Origin of the sequence: Pseudomonas sp. Y24-6 (assembly GCF_020295325.1) — a bacterium.
Lineage (GTDB): Bacteria > Pseudomonadota > Gammaproteobacteria > Pseudomonadales > Pseudomonadaceae > Aquipseudomonas > Aquipseudomonas gregormendelii.
In genome coordinates this window covers 394,751-419,802 of the sequence record NZ_JACBXG010000003.1, presented here as the reverse complement: position 1 = coordinate 419,802, position 25,052 = coordinate 394,751, and the positions used below count along the sequence as shown (strand labels likewise).

Here is a 25,052-nt window from a genome sequence, read left to right as displayed (position 1 = left end):
GTCCATGCTGACCTGCTCGGTACACCCGCTGCCCTATCGCGCCAATCCTGCCGACTATTTCGCGATCATTCGCCATGCCCCGGGCGCCGTGCTGCTCGACAGCGGCCGTCCGACCGCCGACCGAGGTCGCCATGACCTGCTCAGCGCCTGGCCGCTGGAGCAACTGGCGGTGCTGCCTGACGAAAGTGGCAGCGATTTCCTGCAACGCCTGCGGGACAACCTGACGCGCCTGGGTGAAGCCTCGCTACCGCTCGACCTGCCTTTCGCCGGCGGGCTGATCGGCTACCTGAGCTATGACTTCGGCCGCCACCTTGAGCACCTGCCGAGCGTGGCCAGGGACGATCTGCACCTGCCGGACGCTCGCTTCGGGCTGTATGCCTGGGCCCTGATCAGCGACCACCAACTGGCCACCAGCCAACTGGTATTTCACCCGACGCTGGCCGATAGCGAACGCCAGCGCCTGATCGAACTGTTCAGTGGAACGACCAGCGATGAAATCGAGCCGTTCCGGCTGACTGCGCCGATGAGCCCCGACCTGAGCGCCGACGAGTATCGCCAGGCGCTGGAGCGTATCCAGCAGTACATCCAGGCCGGCGATTGCTACCAGGTCAACTTCGCCCAGCGTTTCCGCGCCGAGTGCCAGGGCGATCCCTGGGCGGCCTATTGCGCCCTGCGAGCGGCCTGCCCGACGCCTTTTTCCGGTTTCCAGAGCCTGCCTGATGGCGGTGCGGTGCTGAGCCTTTCACCCGAGCGTTTCGTCAAAGTCAGCCATGGCCTGGTCGAAACCCGCCCGATCAAAGGCACGCGGCCCCGTGGCCAGACCGCAGCCGAAGACGCAGCCAACGCCGCTGAACTGCTGGCCAGCCCCAAGGATCGCGCCGAGAACCTGATGATCGTCGACCTGCTGCGCAACGACCTCGGCCGCACCTGCCGCATCGGTTCGGTGCGTGTGCCGGAGCTGTTCAGCCTGGAAAGCTACCCCAACGTGCACCATCTGGTGAGCAGCGTCACCGGTGAACTGGCCGCCGACCGCGACGCCCTGGACCTGATTGCCGGCAGCTTCCCCGGAGGCTCGATTACCGGCGCACCGAAAATCCGCGCGATGCAGATCATTGACGAACTGGAACCGACGCGACGGGGCCTGTATTGCGGCTCGCTGGTGTATCTGGACGTGCGCGGCGAGATGGACAGCTCCATCGCCATTCGCAGTTTGCTGGTCAAGGACGGGCAGGTGTGTTGCTGGGGCGGCGGCGGGATCGTCGCGGACTCGCAGTGGCAGGCCGAGTATGCGGAGTCGATCACCAAGGTGAAGGTGCTGCTCGATACCCTGCAGAACCTCTAGAAGCATCGCGGGCAAGCCCGCTCCCACAGGTTTCAGGTCGAACCACAATTAAGTGTCCGGCACAAAAACTGTGGGAGCGGGCTTGCCCGCGATGGCGCTCGAACTGGCGACTACAGACTCAGGGCCCGGTTCGAGGCCTTGATGAATTCCTGCTTCAGCTCCTCAAAGGTATGCACCGCCGGGAATTGCGGGAACTCGCGGATTACATTGTCCGGCGCATGGAACAGGATTCCCGCATCCGCTTCGCCCAGCATCGTCGTGTCATTGTACGAATCCCCTGCTGCGATCACGCGATAATAGAGACTCTTGAAGGCCAGGACCGACTGGCGCTTGGGGTCTCTCTGACGCAACTGATAGTTCGTCACTCGACCGGCGTCATCGGTAATCAGCCGATGGCACAGCAGCGTCGGAAAACCCAGCTGGCGCATTAAAGGCTGGGAGAATTCGTAGAACGTATCCGACAGGATCACCACCTGGAAGCGTTCACGCAGCCAATTGACGAACTCCACCGCACCGTCCAGTGGCTTCAACGTGGCGATCACTTCCTGGATATCAGACAGCTTCAGGCCGTGCTCGTCGAGAATCCGCAGGCGCTGTTTCATCAGCACGTCGTAGTCGGGAATGTCCCGAGTGGTGGCCTTGAGGGATTCGATCCCGGTTTTTTTGGCGAAGGCGATCCAGATTTCCGGAACCAGTACCCCTTCAAGATCCAGGCATGCAATTTCCACAAGACACTCCCATTTGTAGTGATTATTGAGTCGAGCGAGCAAAAAGACTGCCGAACTCTAACCACTCGCACTGGCCTGCGCAACGCAGAGGACGCGCCAGCGCTTGTCGGATTTTGTTACCATCAGCCCCATATAGAGCGCCCAGCGCCACCGACCTGTAGGAAGCCGCCCTGATGAGCCCATCGTTCGATGTCGTGGAACTCGCCACGACCTATGCCAATAAATCTGCCCAGGACATTCTCAAACTCGCGTTTGCCGAGTTCGGCGATGACCTGTGGATATCCTTCAGCGGCGCCGAAGACGTGGTGCTCGTGGACATGGCCTGGAAGCTGAACAAGAACGTCAAGGTGTTCAGCCTCGACACCGGCCGCCTGCATCCAGAGACCTACCGCTTCATCGATCAGGTGCGCGAGCACTACAAGATCGAGATCGAGCTCGTGTCGCCGGACTACACGAAACTTGAACCTTTCGTGAAGGCAAAAGGCCTGTTCAGTTTCTATAAGGACGGTCATGGCGAATGCTGTGGCATCCGCAAGATCGAACCGCTGCGGCGCAAACTGTCGGACGTGCGCGCATGGGCGACCGGCCAGCGGCGCGACCAGAGCCCGGGCACGCGCAGTGCGGTGGCGGTGATGGAAATCGACACCGCGTTTTCCACCCCGGAACGGACCCTGTACAAGTTCAACCCGCTGGCGCAGATGACCAGCGAAGAGATCTGGGGCTACATCCGCATGCTCGAACTGCCGTACAACAGCCTGCACGAGCGCGGCTTCATCAGCATCGGCTGCGAACCCTGCACCCGCCCGGTGCTGCCGAACCAGCATGAACGCGAAGGTCGCTGGTGGTGGGAAGAGGCGACGCAGAAAGAGTGCGGGTTGCATGCGGGCAACATCATCGGCAAGTCCAAGGCATAACTGTCGCTTCACTGTAGAAGCGAGCTCGCGCCGGGGGGCCACTCGAAGATGGCCGTGAACACCCTGTAGGAGCGAGCTTGCTCGCGATGGTCTTAAACGATATCGCGGGAAGCCAGACACCCCACGGCGCCTTCAGGTTTATCGCGAGCAAGCTCGCTCCTACAGGGAGGGAGCGGAGTTGCGAGAATGTGTACACACGAATGTCACCATCGGTGTCATTTGTGTGTGCACTTTTCGTTTCAGCGCCCCAAAAAGTTACATTTGCCCGCCCTCACCCCCTCCGCCGACCCTGTACTGACGCCCCCTCCGTAAAAATAAATAGCTGATCAAACAGTCAGTTTATTTAGCTTATTAATCAATTAGTTAGCGAAATTTGATAACGAAAGGAAATTAACAGCCACTTTCATAGATCGTTCTCTGGCACAGATCTCGCTTGAGTGCATACATGTTTTGTATACAACACAATCCAAAACATACACACACTTTAGATCCGCAAGCCTGAAGCGCCCTATCCCGTACAGGCTGCAGATGCCCCGAAACCAATGATGTTTGCCGTTCGCGACGAAGATTTGTCGAGCCCTTGCTCAAGCACAGTCATCGCAACGCCAAGCTTCAGGAGCCTGCCGGAATGCGTACTAGCCTCTCCAATAACAATATCGCGCTGGATCTACACCTCCCTCCTTCACCCTTTGATCAACCTTGCGACGGCCCCGTCGTTCTCAGCCCGCGCCTGCACAACAAGGACCTGGCACCGACCAAGGCCGAGGGGCGGCGCTGGGGCCGCTACAGTATTTTCGCCCTATGGACCAACGATGTGCACAACATCGCCAACTACTCCTTCGCCATCGGCCTGTATGCGCTGGGGCTCGGGGGTTGGCAGATTCTGCTGTCCCTGGGGATCGGCGCAGCTCTCGTCTACTTCTTCATGAACCTGTCCGGCTACATGGGCCAGAAAACCGGCGTGCCGTTTCCGGTGATCAGCCGGATCAGTTTCGGCATCCATGGCGCGCAGATTCCTGCATTGATCCGCGCCGTTATCGCCATCGCCTGGTTTGGTATCCAGACGTACCTGGCCTCGGTGGTGTTCCGGGTGCTGCTGACGGCAGTGCACCCCGGTTTCGCCGACTACGACCACAACTCGATCCTTGGCCTGTCGAGCCTGGGCTGGGTGTGTTTCGTGGCGATCTGGCTGGTGCAACTGGCCATCCTGGCCTACGGCATGGAGATGGTGCGACGTTATGAAGCGTTTGCCGGCCCGGTGATCCTGCTGACCGTCGCCGCCCTCGCCGGGTGGATGTACACCCAGGCCGATGCGACCATCGCCTGGTCGATCCGCGAACCGCTGAGCGGCGGCGAGATGTGGCGCAACATCTTTGCCGGCGGCGCCTTGTGGCTGGCCATCTACGGCACGCTGATCCTCAATTTCTGCGATTTTGCCCGCTCCTCGCCCTGCCGCAAGACCATCAAGGTCGGCAATTTCTGGGGGCTGCCGGTAAACATCCTGGTGTTTGCGGCCATCACCGTGCTGTTGTGCGGCGCGCAATTCCAAATTAACGGCCGAATCATCGAAAGCCCGACCGAGATCATTGCCTCGATCCCCAACACCTTCTTCCTGGTGCTGGGCTGCCTGGCCTTCCTGATCGTCACGGTGGCCGTGAACATCATGGCCAACTTCGTCGCACCGGCTTTCGTGCTGAGTAACCTGGCACCAAAATACCTGACCTTCCGCCGCGCCGGCCTGATCAGCGCCACCCTTGCGGTGCTGATCCTGCCGTGGAACCTCTACAACAGCCCGCTGGTGATCGTGTACTTCCTGTCCGGCCTGGGCGCCCTGCTGGGGCCGCTGTACGGGGTGATCATGGTCGATTACTGGCTGGTGCGAAAAGGCCAGGTCAACGTGCCTCAGCTGTACAGCGAAGACCCCGACGGCGCCTACTACTACAGCCGCGGCGTCAACCTGCGCGCGGTGGCAGCGTTCATTCCTGCAGCGCTGATCGCCATCGTCCTGGCACTGGTGCCGGGCTTTCACAGCGTGTCCCCGTTTTCCTGGCTGATCGGAGACGGGATTGCCGGGATGCTCTACCTGATCATCGCCCGGCGCGAGCCTCATTACGCTGACGTCAGCGGTGAATCCATCGCGGTCGACAACGCCGGTCACTAACCCTTGGCGGCCCGGCGACGTCGGGCCGCAGAACCACCCGCTATAAGGACTTCCCATGCGAATTCTCGTGGTCAACGTCAACACCACCGAGTCCATCACCCAGGCAATCGCCCGTTCGGCCCAGGCAGTGGCTGCCCCGGGCACGGAAATCATTGGCCTGACGCCGTATTTCGGCGCCGACTCAGTGGAGGGCAATTTCGAAAGTTACCTGGCGGCGATTGCCGTGATGGACCGGGTGATGTCTTACGACCAGCCTTTCGACGCGGTGATCCAGGCCGGTTACGGCGAGCACGGCCGCGAAGGCCTGCAGGAACTGCTGGACGTGCCGGTGGTGGACATCACCGATGCGGCCGCCAGTACCGCGATGTTTCTCGGCCATGCCTACTCGGTGGTCACGACCCTGGATCGCACCGTGCCCCTGATCGAGGACCGGTTAAAACTCTCCGGACTGTGGGACCGCTGCGCCTCCGTGCGGGCCAGTGGCCTGGCGGTGCTGGAGCTGGAATCGGATCCGCAGCGTGCGCTGGAAGCCATTGTCCGCCAGGCGGAATTGGCGGTGCTCGAAGACAAGGCCGAGGTGATTTGCCTGGGTTGCGGCGGGATGGCCGGCCTGGACGAGCAGATCCGCCAGCGCACCGGCGTGCCGGTCGTGGATGGCGTGACAGCGGCGGTTACCATTGCCGAATCACTGGTGCGACTGGGCTTGTCGACGTCCAAGGTGCGCACCTATGCGACGCCGCGGCCGAAGAAGATCATTGGTTGGCCGGTGCGGTTTGGTCGGTAGACCGAAGCGCCCCAATCGCGGGCAAGCCCGCTCCCACAGGTACCCCATATAACTGAAGACCACATCGAACCTGGGGGGCCACAGGTGCTACCTGTAATTGGAGACAACATCGAACCTGTGGGAGCAGCCTTGCTCCCACAGGCAGTACACATATTTGGAAGCTGACATCGAACCTGTGGGAGCGGGCTTGCCCGCGATGGCAGCACCTCGGTGGCAAGCCTTGCTCAGATAGCACTGAATCTCTGCCCCAAGCCCTGCTGCGCGAACTGCTCAATCACAAAATCCACAAATGCCCGGGTCTTGCCCGGCAGCAACTTGTGTTCGGCGTAGTAGATGGAAATGTTGCCATCGTCGACGCACCAGTCCGGCAACACCCGCTGCAAGGTCCCCGCCTCCAGATACCCCAACGCAAAGGGCATGCTGACCAAGGCCACGCCCAAGCCTTGAGCCGCCGTGGCACAGGCCGCTTCGGAATCGCTCATGGTCATCCGCGCCTTGAGCACCAGGGGGCTGTGTTGCCGGGTGCGACTGGTCAACTGCCAAGAGCGCACGCGCCCGGTTTGCGGCGAACGAATCAGGATACCGTCGTGATGCCCGAGATCTTCAGGCTCCAGGATCGGCGCCCGGCTCGCCAGATAGTCCGCAGAAGCCACCAGCACCCGATGCGCCGGCGTCAGCTTGCGAGCGACCACGCCCTGGGGCAGGTCAAACCCGCCGCCAATCGCCGCGTCAAACCCTTGGGCGATCAGATCGACCTGGCGGTTATCGAAATGCCAGTCAGGGTTGATCGCCGGGAACCGCCGCAAAAACTCGCCTAGCAGGGGCACTACGTACAACCGACCGAACATCGTGCCCATGCTGACCTTCAACGTCCCCGCCGGCAGCCCCTGCGCGCTGGCCAGGTTGGCCACGGCGTTCTGGATGGTGTTCAGGCTGGCGCTGACCTCGCCAAGAAACAGTTGGCCGGCTTCGGTCAACCTCAAGCTGCGCGTACTGCGCTGGAACAAGCGCACGCCCAGGCGCGCCTCCAGCTTGGCGACGCTCTTGCCCACCGCCGCCGGCGTAAGGCTCAGGCGCCGCGCGGCTTCGGCGAAGCTGCCGACTTCGGCACTGCGTACAAAGCATTCGATACTGCTGAAGGTTTCCATGCGGGGCTGACTATCGATTCATGCTGCGTTCGTAGGCCGCCAGAACGGTGCGCTCCGATTGCACCAGATAGGCTTCGAGCATCCGGGTCGCCTCCTCCGGTCGCCCCTCTTCTATGCAACGCAAGACTGAAATGTTCATGTCGACGTAAGGCATGTGCAGGAATTCGGCGTCATCCAGCAGGCCGAACGCCAAGCGCAACTCGGCCGATATCTGCCCATAGAACACCACCAATCGCGGGCTGTCGGCGAGCTCGACGATAGCCTTGTGGAACATCATGTTAGCGGTGCCGACTGCTTTCCAATCCTTGGCTTCGCGCGCTTGCATGCCCGCCTCCACCGCCTGACGCATATGCAATGCCCCCGGGTGCAGCGGGTACCCCTGGGCAATGGCCTTGCATTCGATAAAGCGGCGTACACGAAAGCGGCGTACACGATAGATGTCAATGATCGACGCCATATCAGGCACCGCCACAGTGACCCCGCGATTAGGCTCATGCTTGAGCAAACCCTCACGGGTCAGGACCCTGAATGCCTCTCTGAGCGTGTTGCGGGAAATTTGCAGACTATCGGCCAGCGCCGCTTCGGACAGCCGTTGGCCCGGTACCAATTCGCCTTCGACCAGCATCCTGCGGACCTCCTGGGTAATGGACTCACCCAGCGAGCGCGGAAGGGAATGTGCAACGTCGTTCATGTGCGGTCCAGAGTCAGGGAAAGTCATTTTGATGTTCTATCAGAGCTCAGCGCATAGCAAGAACCGAGGGTGCCGAGTGCATCAATAAGTAACACGCAGGAGTGATATGGTTACAAACTGGTGCGCATTGTGGAACTACCATGAATGGATTGTTCAACAATCAAATAGCCATGCATCAACACTTTCAGCCATATGATTGAAACCTGGCACGCTCGTTGCTCAATCAAACCATCCCCTACCGAAGGAATGATGCCGTGACAGAGACAGCCGTGACACCGTCCGCCGGGACACAGACCGCTCAGGATTTTGCCAAGGCGCGACGGTCCTCCCTGGTCGCCGCCATTTTCATGATGGCGACTTCTGCCATCGGTCCTGGATTCATTACCCAGACCGCCACCTTCACGGCCAAGATGGGTGCGGCATTTGCGTTCGGTATCCTGGCGTCGATTCTTATCGACTTCGTGGTGCAACTGAACGTCTGGCGCATCGTCACCCTGACCCGAATGCGCGCCGCAGACGTGGCCAACAAAGCGATTCCAGGCAGTGGTTACCTGCTGGCGGTGCTGGTGATCTTCGGCGGCCTGGTGTTCAACGTCGGCAACATCGCCGGTGCCGGGCTGGGCCTGAACGCGCTGATGGGGCTTGATGCAAAATGGGGCGGCAGCCTGAGCGCCCTGCTGGCCATCGGCATCTTCCTCTCCCACCGCGCCGGATTGGCCGTCGACCGGCTGATCGTGGTGCTGGGCCTGGTGATGATTGGCCTGACGCTGTTCGTGGCCTTCGCCTCCAATCCGCCACTGGGTGAGGCGCTCTACCAGACCGTACTTCCGGACCAGATCAACTTCGCCACCATTACCACCATTGTCGGCGGCACGGTCGGCGGTTACATCACCTATGCCGGGGCTCACAAACTGCTGGACCGCGGTACTACCGGAGTCGAAAACCTCCAGGCAGTCACCAAGGCAGCCCTGAGCGGCATCCTGGTCACCGGCCTGATGCGCTACGTCCTGTTTCTCGCCATCCTTGGCGTGGTGGCCAGTGGCGTCGTTATCGACACCTCGGGTCAGGGCGCCAATCCGGCCGCGCAAGCCTTCCAGGCAGCGGCTGGGCAAATCGGCCTGCGCGTTTTCGGCCTCATCCTCTGGGCCGCCAGTATCACCAGTGTGATCGGCGCGGCTTATACGTCCATTTCCTTCATCACCGTGTTCATGCCGAGCATCACCGAGAAGGGACGCAACCGCGCCACGATGGTGTTCATCGCCCTGTCGCTGCTGATCTTTGTCCTGATGGGTACGGCTCCGGCGGCATTGTTGCTCTTCGCTGGCGGCTTTAATGGCCTGATACTGCCCATCGGCCTGAGCATCTTCATCTACGTGGGCTGGCGCCGGTCCGACCTCATGGACGGTTATCATTACCCTCGCTGGCTGTTGCTGCTAGGCGCCCTGACCTGCCTGCTGACCTGGTACATGGCGATCAAATCCGTCGGGCCGATTTTCGCCTTCCTCAACATTGCCTGAGCCCGATGACGAACAAGGAGTCAAGTTAATGCCAACGATAGACATCAACAGCGACCTGGGCGAAAGCTTCGGCGCCTGGCGCATGGGCGACGATGCCGCGATGCTCGACGTCGTGACCAGCGCCAATGTCGCCTGCGGTTTTCACGCCGGCGACCCGGCCGGCATCCTGCAGACGCTGAAAGCTGCGGTGGCAAAAAACGTCACCATTGGTGCCCATGTCGCTTATCCGGACAAAGTCGGCTTTGGCCGCCGCAACATGGACCTGTCCAGCGATGAACTGACGGCTGATGTGATCTACCAGATCGGCGCGCTGCAGGGTCTGGCCAAGGCCGCTGGCAGCAGCGTGCGCTATGTGAAGCCCCACGGCGCCCTGTACAACACCATTGCTCACGATCGTCGTCAGGCGTTGGCCGTGATCGAAGCCATCCGCGCGATCGACTCCAGCCTGGTATTGGTTGCATTGGCAGGCTCGAGCCTGATTGAACTGGCCCGTAACGAGGGCTTGCAGTGTATCGCCGAAGCCTTCGCTGACCGTGCCTATACCCCACAAGGCACCCTCGTCTCTCGCCGCGAACCCGGCGCCGTGCTGCACGATCCCAAGCTCGTCGCCCAACGCATGCTGCACCTCGTTGAGCACGGCACCCTGGAAGCGATCGATGGCAGCCTGGTCAGCATCCAGGCCGACTCGATCTGCGTCCACGGCGATAGCCCGGCAGCGGTGGACATGGCCCGTGAACTGCGTCGCGTGCTGGAACAGGCCAACATGTCCCTGCAACCGTTTGCCGGAGGTCGTCCATGAACGCCCTGGAACGCGCTCGCCAGGCGGCCATCGCCGCTGGCCGTGAAGCTCGCTCGGCCTACCGCGGCGGCCTGGTCACCCCCACCGCCGGCATCGCACCGGGCATGACTCAGGCGAACCTGATTGCCTTGCCCCGCGACTGGGCCTACGACTTCCTGCTGTATGCCCAACGCAACCCCAAGGCTTGTCCGGTGCTTGACGTCACTGACGCTGCAAGCCCCCACACCCGGCTGGCGGCAGGGGCTGACCTGCGCACCGACCTGCCCCTGTACCGCATCTGGCGTGACGGCAAGCTGGTGGAGGAAGTCAGCGACGCCACCCAGGCCTGGGCCGAACACGACGACATGGTGGCCTTCCTGATCGGTTGCAGCTTTACCTTTGAAACAGCCCTGCAAGAGGCAGGCATTGAAGTGCGGCATATCGCCGATGGCTGCAACGTGCCGATGTACCTGACCAACCGTGCCTGCCGCCCGGCCGGGCGCCTGCAGGGTGAGATGGTGGTGTCGATGCGACCGATCCCCGCTGATCGCGTGGCCGAGGCCTGCGGTATCTCCGGGCGCTACCCCTCGGTGCATGGGGCCCCGGTCCACGTCGGCGAGCCTGGCTTGCTGGGGATCCAGGACCTGGCCCGGCCCGATTTCGGTGACGCCGTGCGCATCGAGCCGGGCGAGGTCCCGGTGTTCTGGGCTTGCGGGGTAACGCCTCAAGCCGCGGTCATGGCCTCGGGCGTACCCTTCGCAATCACCCATTCGCCCGGCCATATGTTCATCACCGACGTGCCCGACAGCACGTACCACGTCTAGGAGTCTGCTGTGCGTTTCTTACCGGTAAACCTGGACGCCCTGCTCGTCGAATTGAACGACCTGGATGAGACCCTGGCATTGTTCGACGCCCTGACGGCGGAGCCTATTGCGGGCGTGGAAGAAATCATTCCTGCCGCACGAACCTTGCTGATCCAGTTCCGCCCCAGCGCCATTGCGCGGCAGGCGCTGGTCAATCGTATCGCCGGCCAGGACCTGAGCCAGCGCCGCGCGATCGAGCATCGCCGGGTGGAAATTCCCGTTCATTACAACGGTGAAGACCTGGACGAAGTCGCAACGCTGCTGGGGATCAGCCGCGCCGAGGTGGTTCAACGCCACACCGCCCATGACTACAGCGTGGCCTTTTGCGGCTTTGCTCCGGGCTTCGCCTACCTGACCGGCGGTGCGGGTTTCCAGGTGCCTCGCCGACAAACGCCGCGTACCCGCATACCCGCAGGTGCGGTTGCCCTGGCGGGGGAATTCAGCGGTGTTTACCCGCAGGCCAGCCCTGGTGGGTGGCAGATCATCGGCGTCACGCCGCTGCAGATGTGGGACCTGAACCGTGCTGAATCGGCCCTGCTTCGCCCCGGCTACAAAGTGCGGTTCACCGATGCCGGCCCGCTTCCGGCAGGCGGCCTGCCCGCCCCCACTGCGCAGGCAAGCGCCGCCGCCCCCAGCGGTGCCTACCTGCAAATCATTACGCCCGGCTTGCACTGCGTCCTCCAGGACATGGGCCGACCCGGCCAGACCGGCCAAGGCGTATCCCGCTCCGGCGCACTGGACCTCGGCGCGCTGCGCGCAGCCAACCGCGCGGTCGGCAACCCTTCGGACATGGCCTGCGTGGAAGCAGTGCTCGGCGGCCTGAGCTTCATCTGTCATGGCCATGCGGTGATCGCAATCACCGGCGCGCAAACCCCGGTCATCATCACCAACGCCAGTGGGCTTCAATGGTCTGCCGACAACTACCAGCCCATCGAACTGGAGCCCGGGGACAAAGTCAGCCTGGGTTCACCTTCGGCAGGGTTGCGCAGTTACCTGGCGATTCGCGGCGGCTTTGAGGCCACTGCGGTGCTCGGCAGCCTGTCCACCGACACGCTCGCCCAGGTCGGCCCCCCTGCTCTCGCGGCCGGGGACCGACTGGGCTTTAACGCGCTGACGACAGGCACCAGCGTTTCGTTGAACGAATCTCCCGCCTTTGACCTGCCCACCGCGGCCACCATCGTGACCCTCGACGTGGTCATGGGGCCGCGCACTGACTGGTTTACCGAAGACGCCATCCAGCGTCTGGGCAGCCAGCTGTGGCGCGTCACCTCACAGTCCAACCGGGTCGGTATTCGCCTGGCGGGTGAAACGCCGCTGGAACGCAGCAACCATCAGGAGTTGCCCAGCGAAGGCACTTCCGTAGGCGCCATCCAGGTTCCGGCCAGCGGCCAACCGGTGCTGTTTCTCGCCGATCACCCGTTGACCGGTGGTTACCCGGTGATCGGCGCAGTCGCCAGCTACCACCTGGACCTGGCGGGCCAGATCCCGGTCAATGCGCAAATACGCTTCAACCCTCTGGGTGGCTTCAAAGAGATGCAACCCGATACGCAAGCCTCTTCATCAACTGCCGATGTGAACAAACTCCCATGAAGAAATTACTGATTGCCAACCGTGGTGAAATTGCTGTCCGCATCGCCCGCGCCTGCAGTGACTACGGCGTGCAGTCTGTGGCGGTGTATGCCGATGCGGACATCGACGCCCTGCACGTGCGTCAAGCCAACGAAGCCTACTCACTCAATGGCCAGCGCCCGGCCGAGACCTACCTGGATATCGGCAAACTGATCGCCATCGCCCAACGCAGCGGCGCCGATGCCGTGCACCCCGGCTATGGTTTCCTGTCTGAGAGGGCCGACTTCGCCCGGGCCGTGATCGAGGCCGGGCTGATCTGGGTCGGTCCCAACCCGGAGACCATCGACGTGCTCGGCGACAAGGTCGAGGCACGAAAAATTGCCCACCTGGTCGGTGCCCCCCTGGTGGCCGGTACGCCTGGCCCGGTCGAAAGCGCCGCCGAAGTACTGGCCTTTGCCGAGCAGCACGGCCTGCCAATTGCCATCAAGGCAGCCTTTGGCGGCGGCGGACGCGGCATGAAAGTCGCCTGGCGCATGGATGAGGTGGCTGAATTGTTCGCCTCAGCCGTGCGCGAAGCAGAAGCGGCCTTTGGTCGTGGCGAATGCTACGTCGAGCAGTTCCTCGACCGGCCCCGGCACATCGAAGCGCAGATCCTCGCCGACAAACACGGCAAGGTCGTGGTCGTCGGCACGCGTGACTGCTCCTTGCAGCGGCGCAATCAGAAGCTGGTGGAGGAAGCGCCTGCGCCTTTTATCAGCGACCAACAGCGCCAGCGTATTCATCAGTCTGCCCAGGATATCTGCGCCAAGGCGGGCTACGTCGGTGCCGGTACGGTGGAGTTCCTGCTCAGCCAGGATGGCACTCTGTCGTTCCTTGAGGTCAATACCCGCTTGCAGGTCGAGCACCCGGTGACTGAAGAGACCACCGGGGTTGACCTGGTGATCGAGCAATTGCGGATCGCCGATGGTTTGCCGTTGTCCTTCAACGAGACGCCGACCCCGCGTGGCCACAGCTTCGAGTTTCGCATCAACGCGGAAGACCCGGGCAAAGGCTTCCTGCCCACCCCCGGTCAGATCACCGATTTCCTGCCACCATCTGGCCCGGGCGTGCGCCTGGACAGCGGCGTTATAAGCGGCTCGCGAGTGCCCAGCACCTTCGATTCGATGATGGCCAAATTGATCGTCACCGGCGCCACCCGCGAACAGGCTATCGTCCGCGCCCGGCGCGCACTGGCTGAGTTCAACATCGAGGGCATCGCCTCGGTGCTGCCGTTCCACCGGGCCGTCATGGATCATGATGACTTCACCGGTGCCGATAAATTCGCCGTACACACGCGCTGGATCGAGACCGATTTCGCCGAGCAGATCACGCTCGCCCCACGTGCTGCTGTATCGGCCGACCCGGAAATACTGCGTACGTTTGTCGAGATCGACGGCAAACGACACGAACTGGGCCTTCCAGCTGCGCTGCTGCGCGGCGTCAGCCTGAATGCAGCGGGTACCACCAGCGAAAGCGCGGCCCCCGAGGTCATTGACCCGCAGGCGGTACTGACGCCCGTGGCGGGTAATCTGCATACCTGGGTGGTCGAAGACGGCGAGCCGGTAAGTGCCGGGCAGGTCATTGCCGTTGTAGAAGCCATGAAGATGGAAACTTCGGTCCTTGCACCTTGTGAAGGCCAGGTGCAGATCGCCAAACAGGCAGGTGACTATTTTGAAGCCGGCTCGGTGATTGGCCGCATCAAGATCCTGGCTTGATTTAAAGCTTTTCCTTTTACAGGTAGTCGCGCAACGGGTTAACCACCCGCTTGCCGCGTGCTGCCCGCAGAAAAGTTCAGCTGTAACTTTTCATGAAAAAAACAATAAAACCTGACCATTAAAAGCTGCCGTTTATCTGGAGCATCAAGAGCATGTCAATCAACAAGGCTTTTGCCATTGCGGGTACCTGCGCGCTGGTTTTACCAGTGACCGCCTCGGCCGACTTTATTGCCGACAGCAAAGCGAGTGTGGAACTGCGCAACTTCTACTTCAGTCGTGACTTTCGTAACGGCCCGCCCACGGCAGAGCGTGACGCTGCGGCGGAGTGGGCGCAGGGCGCGATGCTGCGCATTGAGTCGGGTTATACCGCAGGCACTATCGGCGTTGGCCTCGACGCCATCGGCATGCTCGGCATCAAGCTCGACGGCGGCGATGGGTCCGGTGGCACCGGCCTGTTGCCTGCTGACCTCAGCTCGAAGAACGGCCGCGGCTCGCAAAGCGAGTACTCCAAGCTGGGCCTGACGGCCAAGGCGAAGGTCTCTGCAACGGAACTCAAAGTCGGCTCCCTGGCTTTCCGTACGCCAGTCGTGTCGAGTAATGACACGCGCTTGTTGCCTTCGACCTTCGAAGGAGCGCTGCTGACTTCAAAAGATATCGACCAATTGGCCCTGCAAGGCGGCAAATTGCAGCAAATCAAGTTTAACAGTTCTTCAAACTACCAGGACTTCACGGGTAACCGCATCGGCGGCGTCAGTGATGATTTCCGATTTGCCGGCGGCACCTACAGTTTTAATAAAGCCCTGAGTACAAGCCTGTTCTACGGCAACCTGGAAAATATCTATCGACAGTACTTTGGCGGGGTCATCTATGAAATTCCTCTCGCCGCGCAACAGTCCCTCAAGTTCGACCTGCGCTATTCGAAAAGTACCGACGACGGTAATTTCCGCCCACTCGACAACCGCGCATCGAACGGGCAAGTGGCCTATACCCTGGGCTCCAGTGTATTGACCGGCGCCTATCAGCGAATGAGCGGTGACGACCCGTTCCCGTACATCGCCAATAGCGACCCCTACCTGGTCAACTTTGTGCAGATCAACGACTTTGCCAACACCGATGAGCACTCATGGCAGGTGCGCTATGACTACAACTTCGCCGCACTGGGCATTCCCGGCCTCACCTTCATGACCCGTTACGTCAATGGCGACAATGTGCAGGTAGCGGGCAGTCACTCGGGGAAAGAGTGGGAGCGCAACACCGATATCGGCTACGTGGTGCAAAGCGGTTCGCTGAAGAATCTTGGGGTCAAGGTTCGAAATGCGACGGTCCGCTCGAACTTCAGCAATGACCTGGATGAGACACGGCTGATCCTGAGTTATACGTTGGCATTGTGGTAAAGGCGGATCGCTTGGACGAGGTTTGAGCAGAGCCTTTGTTCGGCCCTGGGAAGCCCTCGGCATTCGATACTGCTGATGGTTTCCACAGGAGCCATTGTAAACTTATGGTTTACACAGACTATCGTGATTACCGTCTACCCGGCAGGTAATCCCGAACCGATACTAGGCTCCATCAACCGGGACATCTCGCCCCGGCGACTTTGGAGATAGACATGACTACTCAGAACCTCAGCGGCAAAGTGGCTTTGATCCAAGGCGGATCCCGCGGTATTGGCGCAGCCATCGTCAAACGCCTGGCCGCTGAAGGCGCAGCCGTTGCCTTCACTTACGTAAGCTCCACGGCAAAAGCCGAAGAATTGCAGAACAGCATCACCGCCAATGGCGGCAAGGCCCTGGCCATCAAGGCCGACAGCGCCGATGCCGAGGCCATCCGTCACGCGGTCACGGCCACCGTCGAAGCCTTTGGCGCGCTGGATATCCTGGTCAACAACGCAGGTGTGCTGGCGGTTGCGCCATTGGAAGATTTCAAGCTCGAAGACTTCGACCAGACCCTGGCCATCAACGTACGCAGTGTATTCATTGCTACCCAGGCCGCTGCCAGGCATATGACCGAAGGCGGTCGCATCATCAATATTGGCAGCACCAATGCCGATCGCATGCCCTTCGCCGGTGGCGGTCCGTACGCCATGAGCAAGTCGGCGCTGGTCGGCCTGACCAAAGGCCTGGCACGCGACCTCGGCCCGCGCGGGATCACCATCAACAACGTGCAACCCGGCCCGGTCGACACCGACATGAACCCTGCACAGGGTGACTTTGCCGACAGCCTGATCCCGTTGATGGCAGTAGGTCGTTATGGTCATGCCGATGAAATCGCCAGCTTCGTGGCGTACCTGGTGGGCCCTGAAGCGGGCTACATCACGGGTGCCAGCTTGACCATCGACGGCGGCTTTGGCGCCTGATGGCAACACCTGCGTGAAAAAGCCGGCCACCTGATCAGGTGGCCGGCTTTTTCATGCCTGCTGATTTACGCCCATTCCAACGCCGGCAAGCCGCAGTCAGCGGGCTTGAACGCCTTCAGCGTGCGCAGGATGCCATCGGCATGTGCGTACTTTTCATCGGCCATGGCCGCATCCGGGATGGCAATGGCGGTCATGCCCGCCGCCTTCGCTGCTGTGACGCCGAAGGGCGAATCCTCGAACACCAGGCAGTCGGCCGGATCGACACCCAAACGCCGCGCGGCGGTCAGAAAGATGTCCGGTGCCGGCTTGGCCGCGCCCACTTCCGGATCATCAGCCGTGACGATGAAATCGAATAAATCGAACCACTCCCGGTGCAGCGTGGTTTTCTGGCCGAAGGACTGACGTGAAGAACTGGTGCCCACCGCGATGGGGATATTGTTCGCCTTCAAGTGCCGCACCAGTTCCTGGGCGCCGGGCATTGCCAGCGCGTGTGGAAAACGCTCACGCATCAGCGGTTCGCGAATCACCAGGAATTCTTCTGCGGAGATCGGCAGGTCCAGGGCCTCGACCACGTAGCGCGCCAGATCATTTGCGCCGCGCCCGATGATGTTCTGTTTGATGCTCCAGTCGAAAACCCGGCCATAGCGCTGGGCGATCATCGACGTGACCTCGGTGTAGATGCCCTCGGTGTCCAGCAACAAGCCGTCCATATCGAAAATCACAGCCTTGATCGGGCCGAATTCGTTCAGCGGTGCATTCATCGCGTCTGATCCGTTTTCAACAACAAGAGGACCCGCACGTTAGCACCGATTCTGCGACGGATTAAAGGGTTCAGCAGGATATCGACTTGAGGAAAGGGTAAAGGCGTCCGACATCCACGACGACGTCAGCTCGGTTCATCGGATGCATCATTACCGGCAATGTCCTGATCATCGGGAACGGCCTCTACATCCCCACGCTTCACATCATCCCTGGGCAACTGCTCCACGGCCGTGTCTTCGTCAGGCGGCCGTTGATCGCGACTCAGGGAGTCCGTGGGGGATGGCAGGGGATACTCAGGCGTTTCATCCGGGTCGAATGCTTTGGGAACAGATTTCATGGGTCACCTCTCGACGGGCCTGCAATGGCAGGCCCTGACAGTTCGACGACCTCGGCGGCACGGCCGTTCTATGAGAGAGACAGTCGGTCGACAGCTTATTGCTCGTCTTCGTCCAGCTCTTCGTCTTCGTAGTCGACATCGCCAGCGTCATCGGAGTCATTGAGCGGCACTGTTGCATCGTCCATTACCGACCCTGGATCTTCATTTCCCGGATCGTTGATAAACGGCAGTCCACTCGGACCTTTTTCTTCCTTGCCCTCTGTTTCAGGCGTCATGGGGCATACCTCGCAGGGTGCAGGGATGGATCAACGATGCTTATTCTTATACTTGTTTTTATTCTTGTGCTTGTGATTGCCCTTGGAATGCGAACCACCGTCATCGGTACCCAGGTTGTTGCCGACAGCGCCACCGGCTGCACCACCGAGGCCTGCGCCAATGGTCGAACCGGTCGAACCGCCCAGGCTGTTGCCAATCACCGAACCACCCGCAGAACCCAAACCACCCCCCACCGCAGCGGCCGTGCGGCTGCCCTTGGGCGCCCCTACCGCACTCCCCGCGGCCCCACCGACGCCTGCGCCGATGGCCGCGCCAGTGCTGCCGCCCATTTGCTGACCCACGACATTCCCGAGTGCCCCACCGAGGCCACCGCCGACTGCTGCGGTGCCGTCGCCAGCGGCCACGGCGCCGTGGCTGACCATCAGTCCCAATACCAATGCAGACAACGTCAAGCCTTGACGACGACAGTCGCCTGGTTTGCTTTCGGATTTAGATGTCATGGTGCACCTCGCATGCGTTGGGGATGTAATGGCTTTGAGCCTCTGCAGGGGGAAACGTTCATAAACGCAAAAGCCCGGCAATTAGCCGGGCTTTGCTTTTGGATCAACAGGATCAGTGACGCTTGTGACCCTTGCCGAGGTTGCTGCCGACGCCACCGCCCAATGCACCGCCCAGGCCTGCGCCGATGGTGGAACTGGTCTTGCCGCCCAGGCTGTTACCAATTACCGAGCCACCTGCAGCGCCAACACCACCGCCGATCGCAGCCTTGGTGCGGCTGCCTTTACGTGCCGCAACAGCGCTGCCGGCTGCGCCCGCGACGCCTGCGCCGACTGCTGCGCCCGTGCTGCCACCCATGCTTTGGCCAACCACGTTACCCAAGGCGCCGCCCAGGCCGCCGCCGATCGCGGCCGTGCCATCGCCAGCGGCCATCGCGCCTTGTGCAACGAAAAGTCCCAGAACCAGAGCAGGCAGTGTTAAACGCATGACAAAAACCTCAAAAAATAGGGAGAAACCGAAACCCGGGCATTGAATGCCCAAGCGGAGGAAACGTCCACACAAATCCTCCGTTGCTGGAAACAGCGACGGTTGGACAGCGATATGGGAAAAGGTTTTATGACAGGCAAAAAAAAGCCCGCTGGGGAAACGGGCCAGGACTTGCTTTCTAACGGATGAGCTGAGACTACGCAAACCCTTGTGAAAAAGTTGTGAAAGAATTTGAGATCAACACGCCTGGTTAAACTTTTTTCGGCGCCCATAAAAAACCCCGCTGTTCAGCGGGGTTGTCAGATGGCTGCTTACTTTCTGGAAGCGGCCGCAACCCTGGGCAGGAACTTCGCCTTGGGGCCTTGGCTCACCATCGATTTGATCTTGCCAACCTGGTGCTTGTCCTCCCCAAAGCTGGCCACGTATTCGGTCTGGCCACACTGGACGCAATTGTTGATCGGAAACTCGGACCCGTCGTCTTCGATATACGGTTCAGTCATCACTTCGCCCCTTCAAAAGCGGGATCGACACCGGCAAGCCCTATTTGCCCGAACCATATCGATCACCAAGGGTTTTGAGACTAGTCGGTCACGACTGGACTTGTCATTCAGATCACAGCGCGCCCGACGAATGGACTCTGGTTCTAGCGGGACAGATGCCGAGCCAGCGCCTCGAAGGCCGGCAGCGTCACCGGATCATTGGCGGCATTGGCTGCGACCGGGTGCGATGCATACCGCACGATCACCAGCTCGGCTTTGGGATCGACATAAATCCGCTGGCCATACACCCCGCGCGCCATGAACGCCCCGCCCTCCTTGTCCGTCACCCACCACATCGAGCGATAGCTCCAGCCCTTGAGCAAGTCATAACCGGCCTTGGCAAACGCCTGTTTATCGCCACCGCGACGGATGTCGTCGATCACCGCCTTGGGCACAATCTGCTGGCCATTAAAGCGGCCTTCATTACGTAACATTTCACCGAAGCGTGCCAGATCACGCAGCCCGGTATTCAGCCCACCACCGGCAAACGGCGTGCCGATGGAATCAACGGTAAAATACCCATCCTGCTCCGCTCCCAGGCGGCTCCAGATACGCTCCGACAGCAACTGCGCCACGTTACGACCGGTCGCACGCGCGATAATCCAACCCAGGACATCGGTGTTCACCGTCTTGTAGGCAAACGCGGCACCGTGCTCACCCTGGGGCTGCACTGTCTGCAGATACTCGAAGTAACTGCGCGGCCCGGTATAGTCCTTGGCGAAAGGCAACGGACTCCCCGCCCGGCCATGGGCCCAGACATCAGCCTTCGGGTCCGCGTAGTCTTCGCTGAATTTGAGGCCGGTCGTCATATCCAGGACTTGGCGCACCGTTGCATTGCCGAACGCCGACTCCGCCAGTTCAGGCACGTAGTCGACCACTCGCTTGTTATCGTCAATCTGCCCTTCAGCCACCAACGTGGCACCGAGTGTGCCCACCACCGACTTGGTCACTGACATCGCCGCGTGCTGACCTTGCGGGCTCAGTACCCCGAAATAACGCTCATAGACCAGCTTGCCGCGGTGCAGCACCACAATCCCGTCGGTATAAGTAGCCGCCAGCGACTGCTCCCAGGTCATCGACTGCTGCGCACCCAGCGGGGTAAAACTCAGTGCATCGATGTCCCGGCGCAAGGCTGACTCCAGCGCAACAGGCGCACCCAGCCCACGGGACACGTTGACGGTGGGCATCAGCTGCCGGAAGTTGGAAACGCTCCAGCGCATCGCCGGAAACTGGAAATAACTGCCATCGGCAAACCGCACGGTGCGCTCTGGGGGCGGCGGCGAGCCGACCATCCAGCCAAGTTTGGCGGGGTCGCTGGCTGCAGCGTCCGGGAAGGTTGCTGGCGTTACCGCGAACGCCAGGGATGGCAGGATCGACATCAGCAGCGCGGCGGCCGACTTGGCGATTTTCGGGTAGGTGGTGTCAGGCAGTGACATGAGGATCGATTCCATTCGAGAGGTGAGTGGCCAGGGCTGGATGTTAACAGCACACTTCACGAATTGAGATCCCGGAACTTCCCTTGAAGCACTCAAGCTCCCAGCCAAGCACTTTTTTTCAGACGCCAGAAACCACAAACCCCCGACTTTCTCTACGAAAATCAGGGGTTTGTGTTTACTTAATGTGGCGGTGAAGGAGAGATTCGAATTTAACAGCCTTTTCGACCAGAAACCCCGGTAAAACGGGGCTTTCGGCGTGCATAGTAGTACAAACAAGTAGTACAATCCGCTGAACCACTCCCCTTCCCCGGTGCCCAGATGCCAGACAACTTGATCCAGAAAGCAGGCGAATCTACATGGTACGTCAAGCTGGCTGTTCCGGCTGATGTACAGCATGTACTCGGGACCAAGGTGTTTATCCGCTCGCTAAAGACAGGGCTACGTAAAGAAGCAATGGACGCTCGCCTCCCCTACTTAACGGAATGGAAGGGTCGAATTGCAACGGCACGAGCCGCCAAAGCAGCAGCAAGGGAGCAATGGCGCCAGGAACTCGCGGACAAGAGTTCGGCATTAGACGCAGTAGTCGACTCACGCCTGCTCCAATCCATCAAGAACCCACCGAAAGGAATTGGCGGTACTGAATCCGAGATCATGGCACGGATCGAGAAACTGGACCGCGATAGGGCTGAGTTTCTACAGTGGATTCAGGGGTTTGAAGAGCGAGGTGCGAAAGGCTTGACGGGCGAAGTCATCAACTTGTTCGAGAGTCCTGCCACGTCCATGGTGGATGCAGTACAACGCATCGCCGATATTACTCGCAATGTAACCGTGCAAATGACCCAGCACCGTTACGGTCTCAGTTCTTCTGAAATCGCTGAAGCCACCGCCATCACTAGCGAACCTGCTAGCTACAAGCCAACGTCACCAATTACTAAAGCCCGCCTAAAGAACTATCGAGAATTCAGGGAGGGTCGCGGTGGAGCGCCAAAGCACGTCGATCAGCAAGTGGGCAAAATGGAGCGGCTGTCAGACTTCCTCAAGAATGAGGGGCTGCCGATCAACTTCGACACGGTAGATCAATGGCTGAAATCGCTTGATCGCGCACCTGCCACGTTAGGCCAGTACCTCATGGCTGGTACTGCGTTCTGGAAGTGGGCGATGAAATACGACGCGGGTTGGCGTGAAGAATATAAAGACAAGGTGAACCCGTTCACAGGCCACGAACTGCCACAGGGTGGGGGCTCCGAGACAGCAGGCCAAGACAGGGAAATCTACAAGCGAGCAGACGCTCTTAAGCTTCATCAGGCCGCACTGGACAACAACGATAAACCGCTTGCAGACCTCATCTCACTCGGCTGGTACACCGGAGCCAGGATCGAAGAGCTATGCCGCCTCACCAAAGACAGCGTAATTACTGTCGATGGCATTCGGTGCTTTGACTTCCCTCGTAGCAAAAGCAAGGCGAGCAAGCGTGTAGTGCCGATTCATCCGGGCTTGTTGCTGACCATTGACCGACTGCGTGAAGACAGCACCGACACTTTCCTCATTCCCACTAGTTCACATGACCACTACGGCAAACGCTCGCACGCAATATCCAAGGCATTTGGCAGATTGCGTACAGCAGCAGGCTTCAGCAAGCTCCACGTCTTCCACAGTTTCCGTCACACCGTAGTCACGGAGTTGATCAGGGCAGACGTACCAGACCACTTGGCAAAAGAACTGGTCGGGCATGACACGGACTCAGTGACGCACACTGTGTACTCGAAAGGTGCAAGCGCCCATCAGAAGCTGGCGGCCATTTCCAAACTCCCTACCCTAGCCACCAAGTAAGGAGGGCCATTCATTGCAGACAAATCAAACACCGTCGCCCCAGCCATATACTGTGCCTACATACAGCAAAGTGGTGCGTGCGTGATGGAAGATGATTTGGTCGATGATTCCGGGTTTGAGCGTATGCCGCCGCACTTGAAGATGCTGAAGCATCAATGCACCCTGCTACGAGCCCAATTGAAACGACTCGTAAAAGGCTTAACGAACGCCCACCAGAACATCGCGAATACATCGTCATGCACCGCAATAGCTCAGCAACACTCGCGTCGTCACCTCGCCCCCTTAGCAACCATGACCGGCAGTGATCGACCAAGACAGGTCGTTAGAAGAGGCGAATATATTATTGTCGTCGTCTAACGAACTCTCACAGGTATGAACCAGAAAAGAATTTCAATAATCATGATCAAAAATGTTTAATAGATCATCCAATGCCTTGTCTACGCCTAGAGCAACTCGACGAGCGTTAGCATAGAGGCTTTCCATTATTCTATATGCGCCGTCCAACTCTTCCCTTACCTGAACATCCGAAACGCTTTCAATTACTAACCCTTCATTGTTTATAATGGTAAGCCAGTAATCCACACCCATATCCGCTTCGGTTTGTGACAACCTGATAGAGTAGTTAGTGAATGATGCTTGAAACACCTCTTCACGCTCCGTCACCTCCCAGTCGATTTTTCCAGCATTAGTTTGCCTGACAACACCTTGAATTAAGCGGACAATTTTAGACTCGCTCATTTAAACACCCCTCCCGATCTCATTCTTAATTCGCACTAACAGGGTTTGAATTAAATCATAATGCTTGGACACCTGGCCGTTCAGTTTCGCGTGCTCAATAGGCTTGGCACTACGGATAGATGCCTCTATGAGCCTTTCCACAGAGGAAAACTTAGCTATCGCACTTTGCATCACCACCTGATCTTCCGCAGTAAGCAAAGAGTTCGAAGTCCTAATTGAAACTAAGAATTTTTTCAAGCTGGCATACCTATCCGGCAAGAAATTTAAGTTATCAGAGCGGTGCATTCTTTTGATTTCCTCCATGATAGCAAGCGCTGTTGCGAAATCTGCTACCGTTTCGCTCCTGCGTATATCCTCCCTCATGCTCACGACCGCTGCGGTTGCTTGTTCGGAGGCGGCCTTAGAATTAAGAACAGTCCTAATTGTAAAATAAAAGCCAATTAAAGATATGAGAAGCCCAATCAAGCCAGCATAATCACCAACGCGATATTGCTCTAATATCTTATTAAACTCCATTAGCACACCGCATCCCTCTTCACTATGTTGGCGCCGGGAAACTCAGCCATTAGGTGCCCGTACAACATGATGGCACCCTAATCGATGTCTGCCTAGATCAAACCGGTCGAAATGCAGTTTCGCAGCACCCAACCTTTCAATTTTTCACTCACCGCTTGTGAAATTCGCCCGTAAACCTACGGACAGAATATTGGAAGATACCTAGCGAACGGTGGAAACTCAGCTCAGTGTGGGTCGAGGTTAAGAGCCATTCCCGTGCCAACTCACTACCGGCAATTATGATTCGGAAATATTGTGGGCAGACAAAAGCCCCGCACTTGGCGGGGCTGTTAGCCCTCTACATGAGGTTACATTGTTGTATCCAGAGCGGCCTTCACCCGCTGAACCGTAGTCGTGCTGCACTTCAACAGGTCGGCTACTCCGCGAATGCTTTTGCCGTCTTTCAGTAACACCGTGATTCGGTCGCGAAGGTCGAAATCCATCAGGCGACCCTTATACGCTCCATCAACCTTGCCCTTAGCAATCCCTTCTGCCTGACGACGGCGGCGGTCTTCGTAGTCCTTGCGTGCAACCACCGCTAGCATGTCGAGCAACATTCCATTGACGGCGGCAATCATTCCTTTCGTAAAGTCGTCCATCCCTTGAGTGGGCTTCAAGGCAGCGTGACTAGTAGACAAGTCGAGTGAAACCACCGTTACCCGCTTGGCCGCTATGCGGGCTTTCAACAGGTCCCAGTCCGGCTGGGTGAGTCGGGACAGGCGGTCAACGCCTTCGATCAGCAGTACGTCGCCTTCATGACTGTCATCCAGTAAGCGGAACAACTCAGGCCGTTCCAGCTTCGTGCCTGACTCGTTCTCTATGTAGAAGGCTGCGATCTTATGGCCGTTGTCAGCAGCGAACGCCACCAGGGCCTCTTTGGCACGGGATGCGTTCTGCTCAGAAGTTGAGGCCCTTAGATAAGCACGGATGAACATGGCGAAACCTGCTGTGTGTTATTTAGGGTGTGTCACACAGTACCGTGACACATAGGGT

The 25,052-nt window shown here is 59.5% G+C and carries 25 protein-coding genes; 12 read left to right on the top strand and 13 right to left on the bottom strand.

Annotated features, from left to right (window positions below; translation table 11 throughout):
* Positions 1-4 precede the first annotated feature (4 nt).
* The gene (gene pabB, locus HYI44_RS08310) at positions 5-1,342 is read left to right on the top strand and encodes an aminodeoxychorismate synthase component I (protein ID WP_225569157.1); all 1,338 of its coding nucleotides are present in this window, start codon (positions 5-7) and stop codon (positions 1,340-1,342) included.
* Positions 1,343-1,452: 110 nt separating this feature from the next.
* Here the strand turns inward: pabB and thrH are convergent, their stop codons facing one another.
* Positions 1,453-2,070: a bifunctional phosphoserine phosphatase/homoserine phosphotransferase ThrH gene (gene thrH, locus HYI44_RS08305; protein ID WP_225569156.1), complete on the bottom strand. Its 618-nt coding sequence runs from the start codon at positions 2,068-2,070 to the stop codon at positions 1,453-1,455.
* 173 nt (positions 2,071-2,243) lie between these two features.
* Here thrH and HYI44_RS08300 point away from each other — a divergent pair, with 173 nt between their 5' ends.
* The 3 genes from HYI44_RS08300 (at position 2,244) to HYI44_RS08290 (ending at position 5,929) form a co-directional block, all read left to right on the top strand.
* Entirely contained in the window at positions 2,244-2,984 is a 741-nt protein-coding gene (locus HYI44_RS08300; RefSeq protein ID WP_225569155.1) for a phosphoadenylyl-sulfate reductase, read from the top strand.
* A 628-nt stretch (positions 2,985-3,612) separates the two neighbouring features.
* Positions 3,613-5,145: an NCS1 family nucleobase:cation symporter-1 gene (locus HYI44_RS08295; protein ID WP_225569154.1), complete on the top strand. Its 1,533-nt coding sequence runs from the start codon at positions 3,613-3,615 to the stop codon at positions 5,143-5,145.
* Positions 5,146-5,200: 55 nt separating this feature from the next.
* Positions 5,201-5,929 (top strand): aspartate/glutamate racemase family protein, encoded by a 729-nt coding sequence (locus HYI44_RS08290; RefSeq protein ID WP_122838078.1) that lies wholly within the window; start codon positions 5,201-5,203, stop codon positions 5,927-5,929.
* 224 nt (positions 5,930-6,153) lie between these two features.
* On the opposite strand, the gene HYI44_RS08285 is transcribed toward HYI44_RS08290, so the two are convergent.
* On the bottom strand, positions 6,154-7,077 hold the full coding sequence (locus HYI44_RS08285) for a LysR family transcriptional regulator (RefSeq protein WP_122838077.1): 924 nt from the start codon (positions 7,075-7,077) through the stop codon (positions 6,154-6,156).
* 10 nt (positions 7,078-7,087) lie between these two features.
* Positions 7,088-7,768, bottom strand: coding sequence for a GntR family transcriptional regulator (locus tag HYI44_RS08280; protein WP_225569153.1), 681 nt, complete (start codon positions 7,766-7,768; stop codon positions 7,088-7,090).
* Positions 7,769-8,022: 254 nt separating this feature from the next.
* Here HYI44_RS08280 and HYI44_RS08275 point away from each other — a divergent pair, with 254 nt between their 5' ends.
* The 7 genes from HYI44_RS08275 to HYI44_RS08245 all read left to right on the top strand — a co-directional run bounded on the left by HYI44_RS08275 (position 8,023) and on the right by HYI44_RS08245 (position 16,602).
* On the top strand, positions 8,023-9,285 hold the full coding sequence (locus tag HYI44_RS08275; protein ID WP_240890153.1) for an NRAMP family divalent metal transporter: 1,263 nt from the start codon (positions 8,023-8,025) through the stop codon (positions 9,283-9,285).
* A gap of 28 nt (positions 9,286-9,313) precedes the next feature.
* Positions 9,314-10,084, top strand: coding sequence for a LamB/YcsF family protein (locus HYI44_RS08270; RefSeq protein WP_122838075.1), 771 nt, complete (start codon positions 9,314-9,316; stop codon positions 10,082-10,084).
* Positions 10,081-10,887 carry a putative hydro-lyase gene (locus HYI44_RS08265; protein ID WP_225569152.1) on the top strand — a complete coding sequence of 269 codons (807 nt, stop codon included), beginning with the start codon at positions 10,081-10,083 and terminating at the stop codon, positions 10,885-10,887. The genes HYI44_RS08270 and HYI44_RS08265 overlap by 4 nt, the downstream gene beginning before the upstream one ends.
* A 9-nt stretch (positions 10,888-10,896) precedes the next feature.
* On the top strand, positions 10,897-12,516 hold the full coding sequence (locus tag HYI44_RS08260) for a 5-oxoprolinase/urea amidolyase family protein (RefSeq protein ID WP_225569151.1): 1,620 nt from the start codon (positions 10,897-10,899) through the stop codon (positions 12,514-12,516).
* The gene (locus HYI44_RS08255; protein ID WP_225569150.1) at positions 12,513-14,249 is read left to right on the top strand and encodes an acetyl/propionyl/methylcrotonyl-CoA carboxylase subunit alpha; all 1,737 of its coding nucleotides are present in this window, start codon (positions 12,513-12,515) and stop codon (positions 14,247-14,249) included. The genes HYI44_RS08260 and HYI44_RS08255 overlap by 4 nt, the downstream gene beginning before the upstream one ends.
* Before the next feature lie 152 nt (positions 14,250-14,401).
* On the top strand, positions 14,402-15,643 hold the full coding sequence (locus HYI44_RS08250; protein WP_225569149.1) for an OprD family porin: 1,242 nt from the start codon (positions 14,402-14,404) through the stop codon (positions 15,641-15,643).
* A gap of 212 nt (positions 15,644-15,855) precedes the next feature.
* Complete coding sequence (locus tag HYI44_RS08245) at positions 15,856-16,602, top strand: 3-oxoacyl-ACP reductase family protein (protein ID WP_045058982.1); 747 nt, start codon at positions 15,856-15,858, stop codon at positions 16,600-16,602.
* Between the two features lie 65 nt (positions 16,603-16,667).
* Here the strand turns inward: HYI44_RS08245 and HYI44_RS08240 are convergent, their stop codons facing one another.
* From HYI44_RS08240 to HYI44_RS08210, 7 genes are all read right to left on the bottom strand, one after another.
* Positions 16,668-17,363 carry an HAD-IA family hydrolase gene (locus HYI44_RS08240; protein WP_122838070.1) on the bottom strand — a complete coding sequence of 232 codons (696 nt, stop codon included), beginning with the start codon at positions 17,361-17,363 and terminating at the stop codon, positions 16,668-16,670.
* Positions 17,364-17,488: 125 nt separating this feature from the next.
* Positions 17,489-17,701 carry a hypothetical protein gene (locus tag HYI44_RS08235; protein ID WP_201147201.1) on the bottom strand — a complete coding sequence of 71 codons (213 nt, stop codon included), beginning with the start codon at positions 17,699-17,701 and terminating at the stop codon, positions 17,489-17,491.
* Between the two features lie 95 nt (positions 17,702-17,796).
* Positions 17,797-17,976, bottom strand: coding sequence for a hypothetical protein (locus HYI44_RS08230; RefSeq protein WP_045058979.1), 180 nt, complete (start codon positions 17,974-17,976; stop codon positions 17,797-17,799).
* Between the two features lie 30 nt (positions 17,977-18,006).
* Positions 18,007-18,477, bottom strand: a complete 471-nt coding sequence (locus tag HYI44_RS08225) for a glycine zipper domain-containing protein (RefSeq protein WP_045058978.1) — start codon at positions 18,475-18,477, stop codon at positions 18,007-18,009.
* A gap of 112 nt (positions 18,478-18,589) precedes the next feature.
* Positions 18,590-18,961: a bacteriocin gene (locus tag HYI44_RS08220; RefSeq protein ID WP_225569148.1), complete on the bottom strand. Its 372-nt coding sequence runs from the start codon at positions 18,959-18,961 to the stop codon at positions 18,590-18,592.
* A gap of 311 nt (positions 18,962-19,272) precedes the next feature.
* Complete coding sequence (locus HYI44_RS08215) at positions 19,273-19,461, bottom strand: hypothetical protein (RefSeq protein ID WP_201147202.1); 189 nt, start codon at positions 19,459-19,461, stop codon at positions 19,273-19,275.
* A 143-nt stretch (positions 19,462-19,604) separates the two neighbouring features.
* Complete coding sequence (locus HYI44_RS08210; RefSeq protein ID WP_374091327.1) at positions 19,605-20,879, bottom strand: serine hydrolase domain-containing protein; 1,275 nt, start codon at positions 20,877-20,879, stop codon at positions 19,605-19,607.
* A 375-nt stretch (positions 20,880-21,254) separates the two neighbouring features.
* Here HYI44_RS08210 and HYI44_RS08205 point away from each other — a divergent pair, with 375 nt between their 5' ends.
* Positions 21,255-22,766 (top strand): site-specific integrase, encoded by a 1,512-nt coding sequence (locus HYI44_RS08205; protein ID WP_225569146.1) that lies wholly within the window; start codon positions 21,255-21,257, stop codon positions 22,764-22,766.
* A 390-nt stretch (positions 22,767-23,156) separates the two neighbouring features.
* On the opposite strand, the gene HYI44_RS08200 is transcribed toward HYI44_RS08205, so the two are convergent.
* The 3 genes from HYI44_RS08200 to HYI44_RS08190 all read right to left on the bottom strand — a co-directional run bounded on the left by HYI44_RS08200 (position 23,157) and on the right by HYI44_RS08190 (position 24,994).
* Positions 23,157-23,504 (bottom strand): hypothetical protein, encoded by a 348-nt coding sequence (locus HYI44_RS08200; protein WP_225569145.1) that lies wholly within the window; start codon positions 23,502-23,504, stop codon positions 23,157-23,159.
* On the bottom strand, positions 23,505-24,020 hold the full coding sequence (locus HYI44_RS08195; RefSeq protein WP_225569144.1) for a hypothetical protein: 516 nt from the start codon (positions 24,018-24,020) through the stop codon (positions 23,505-23,507).
* Positions 24,021-24,367: 347 nt separating this feature from the next.
* A complete protein-coding gene (locus HYI44_RS08190) occupies positions 24,368-24,994 on the bottom strand; it encodes a recombinase family protein (protein WP_225569143.1) in 627 nt (208 codons plus the stop codon).
* Between the last annotated feature and the right edge of the window lie 58 nt (positions 24,995-25,052).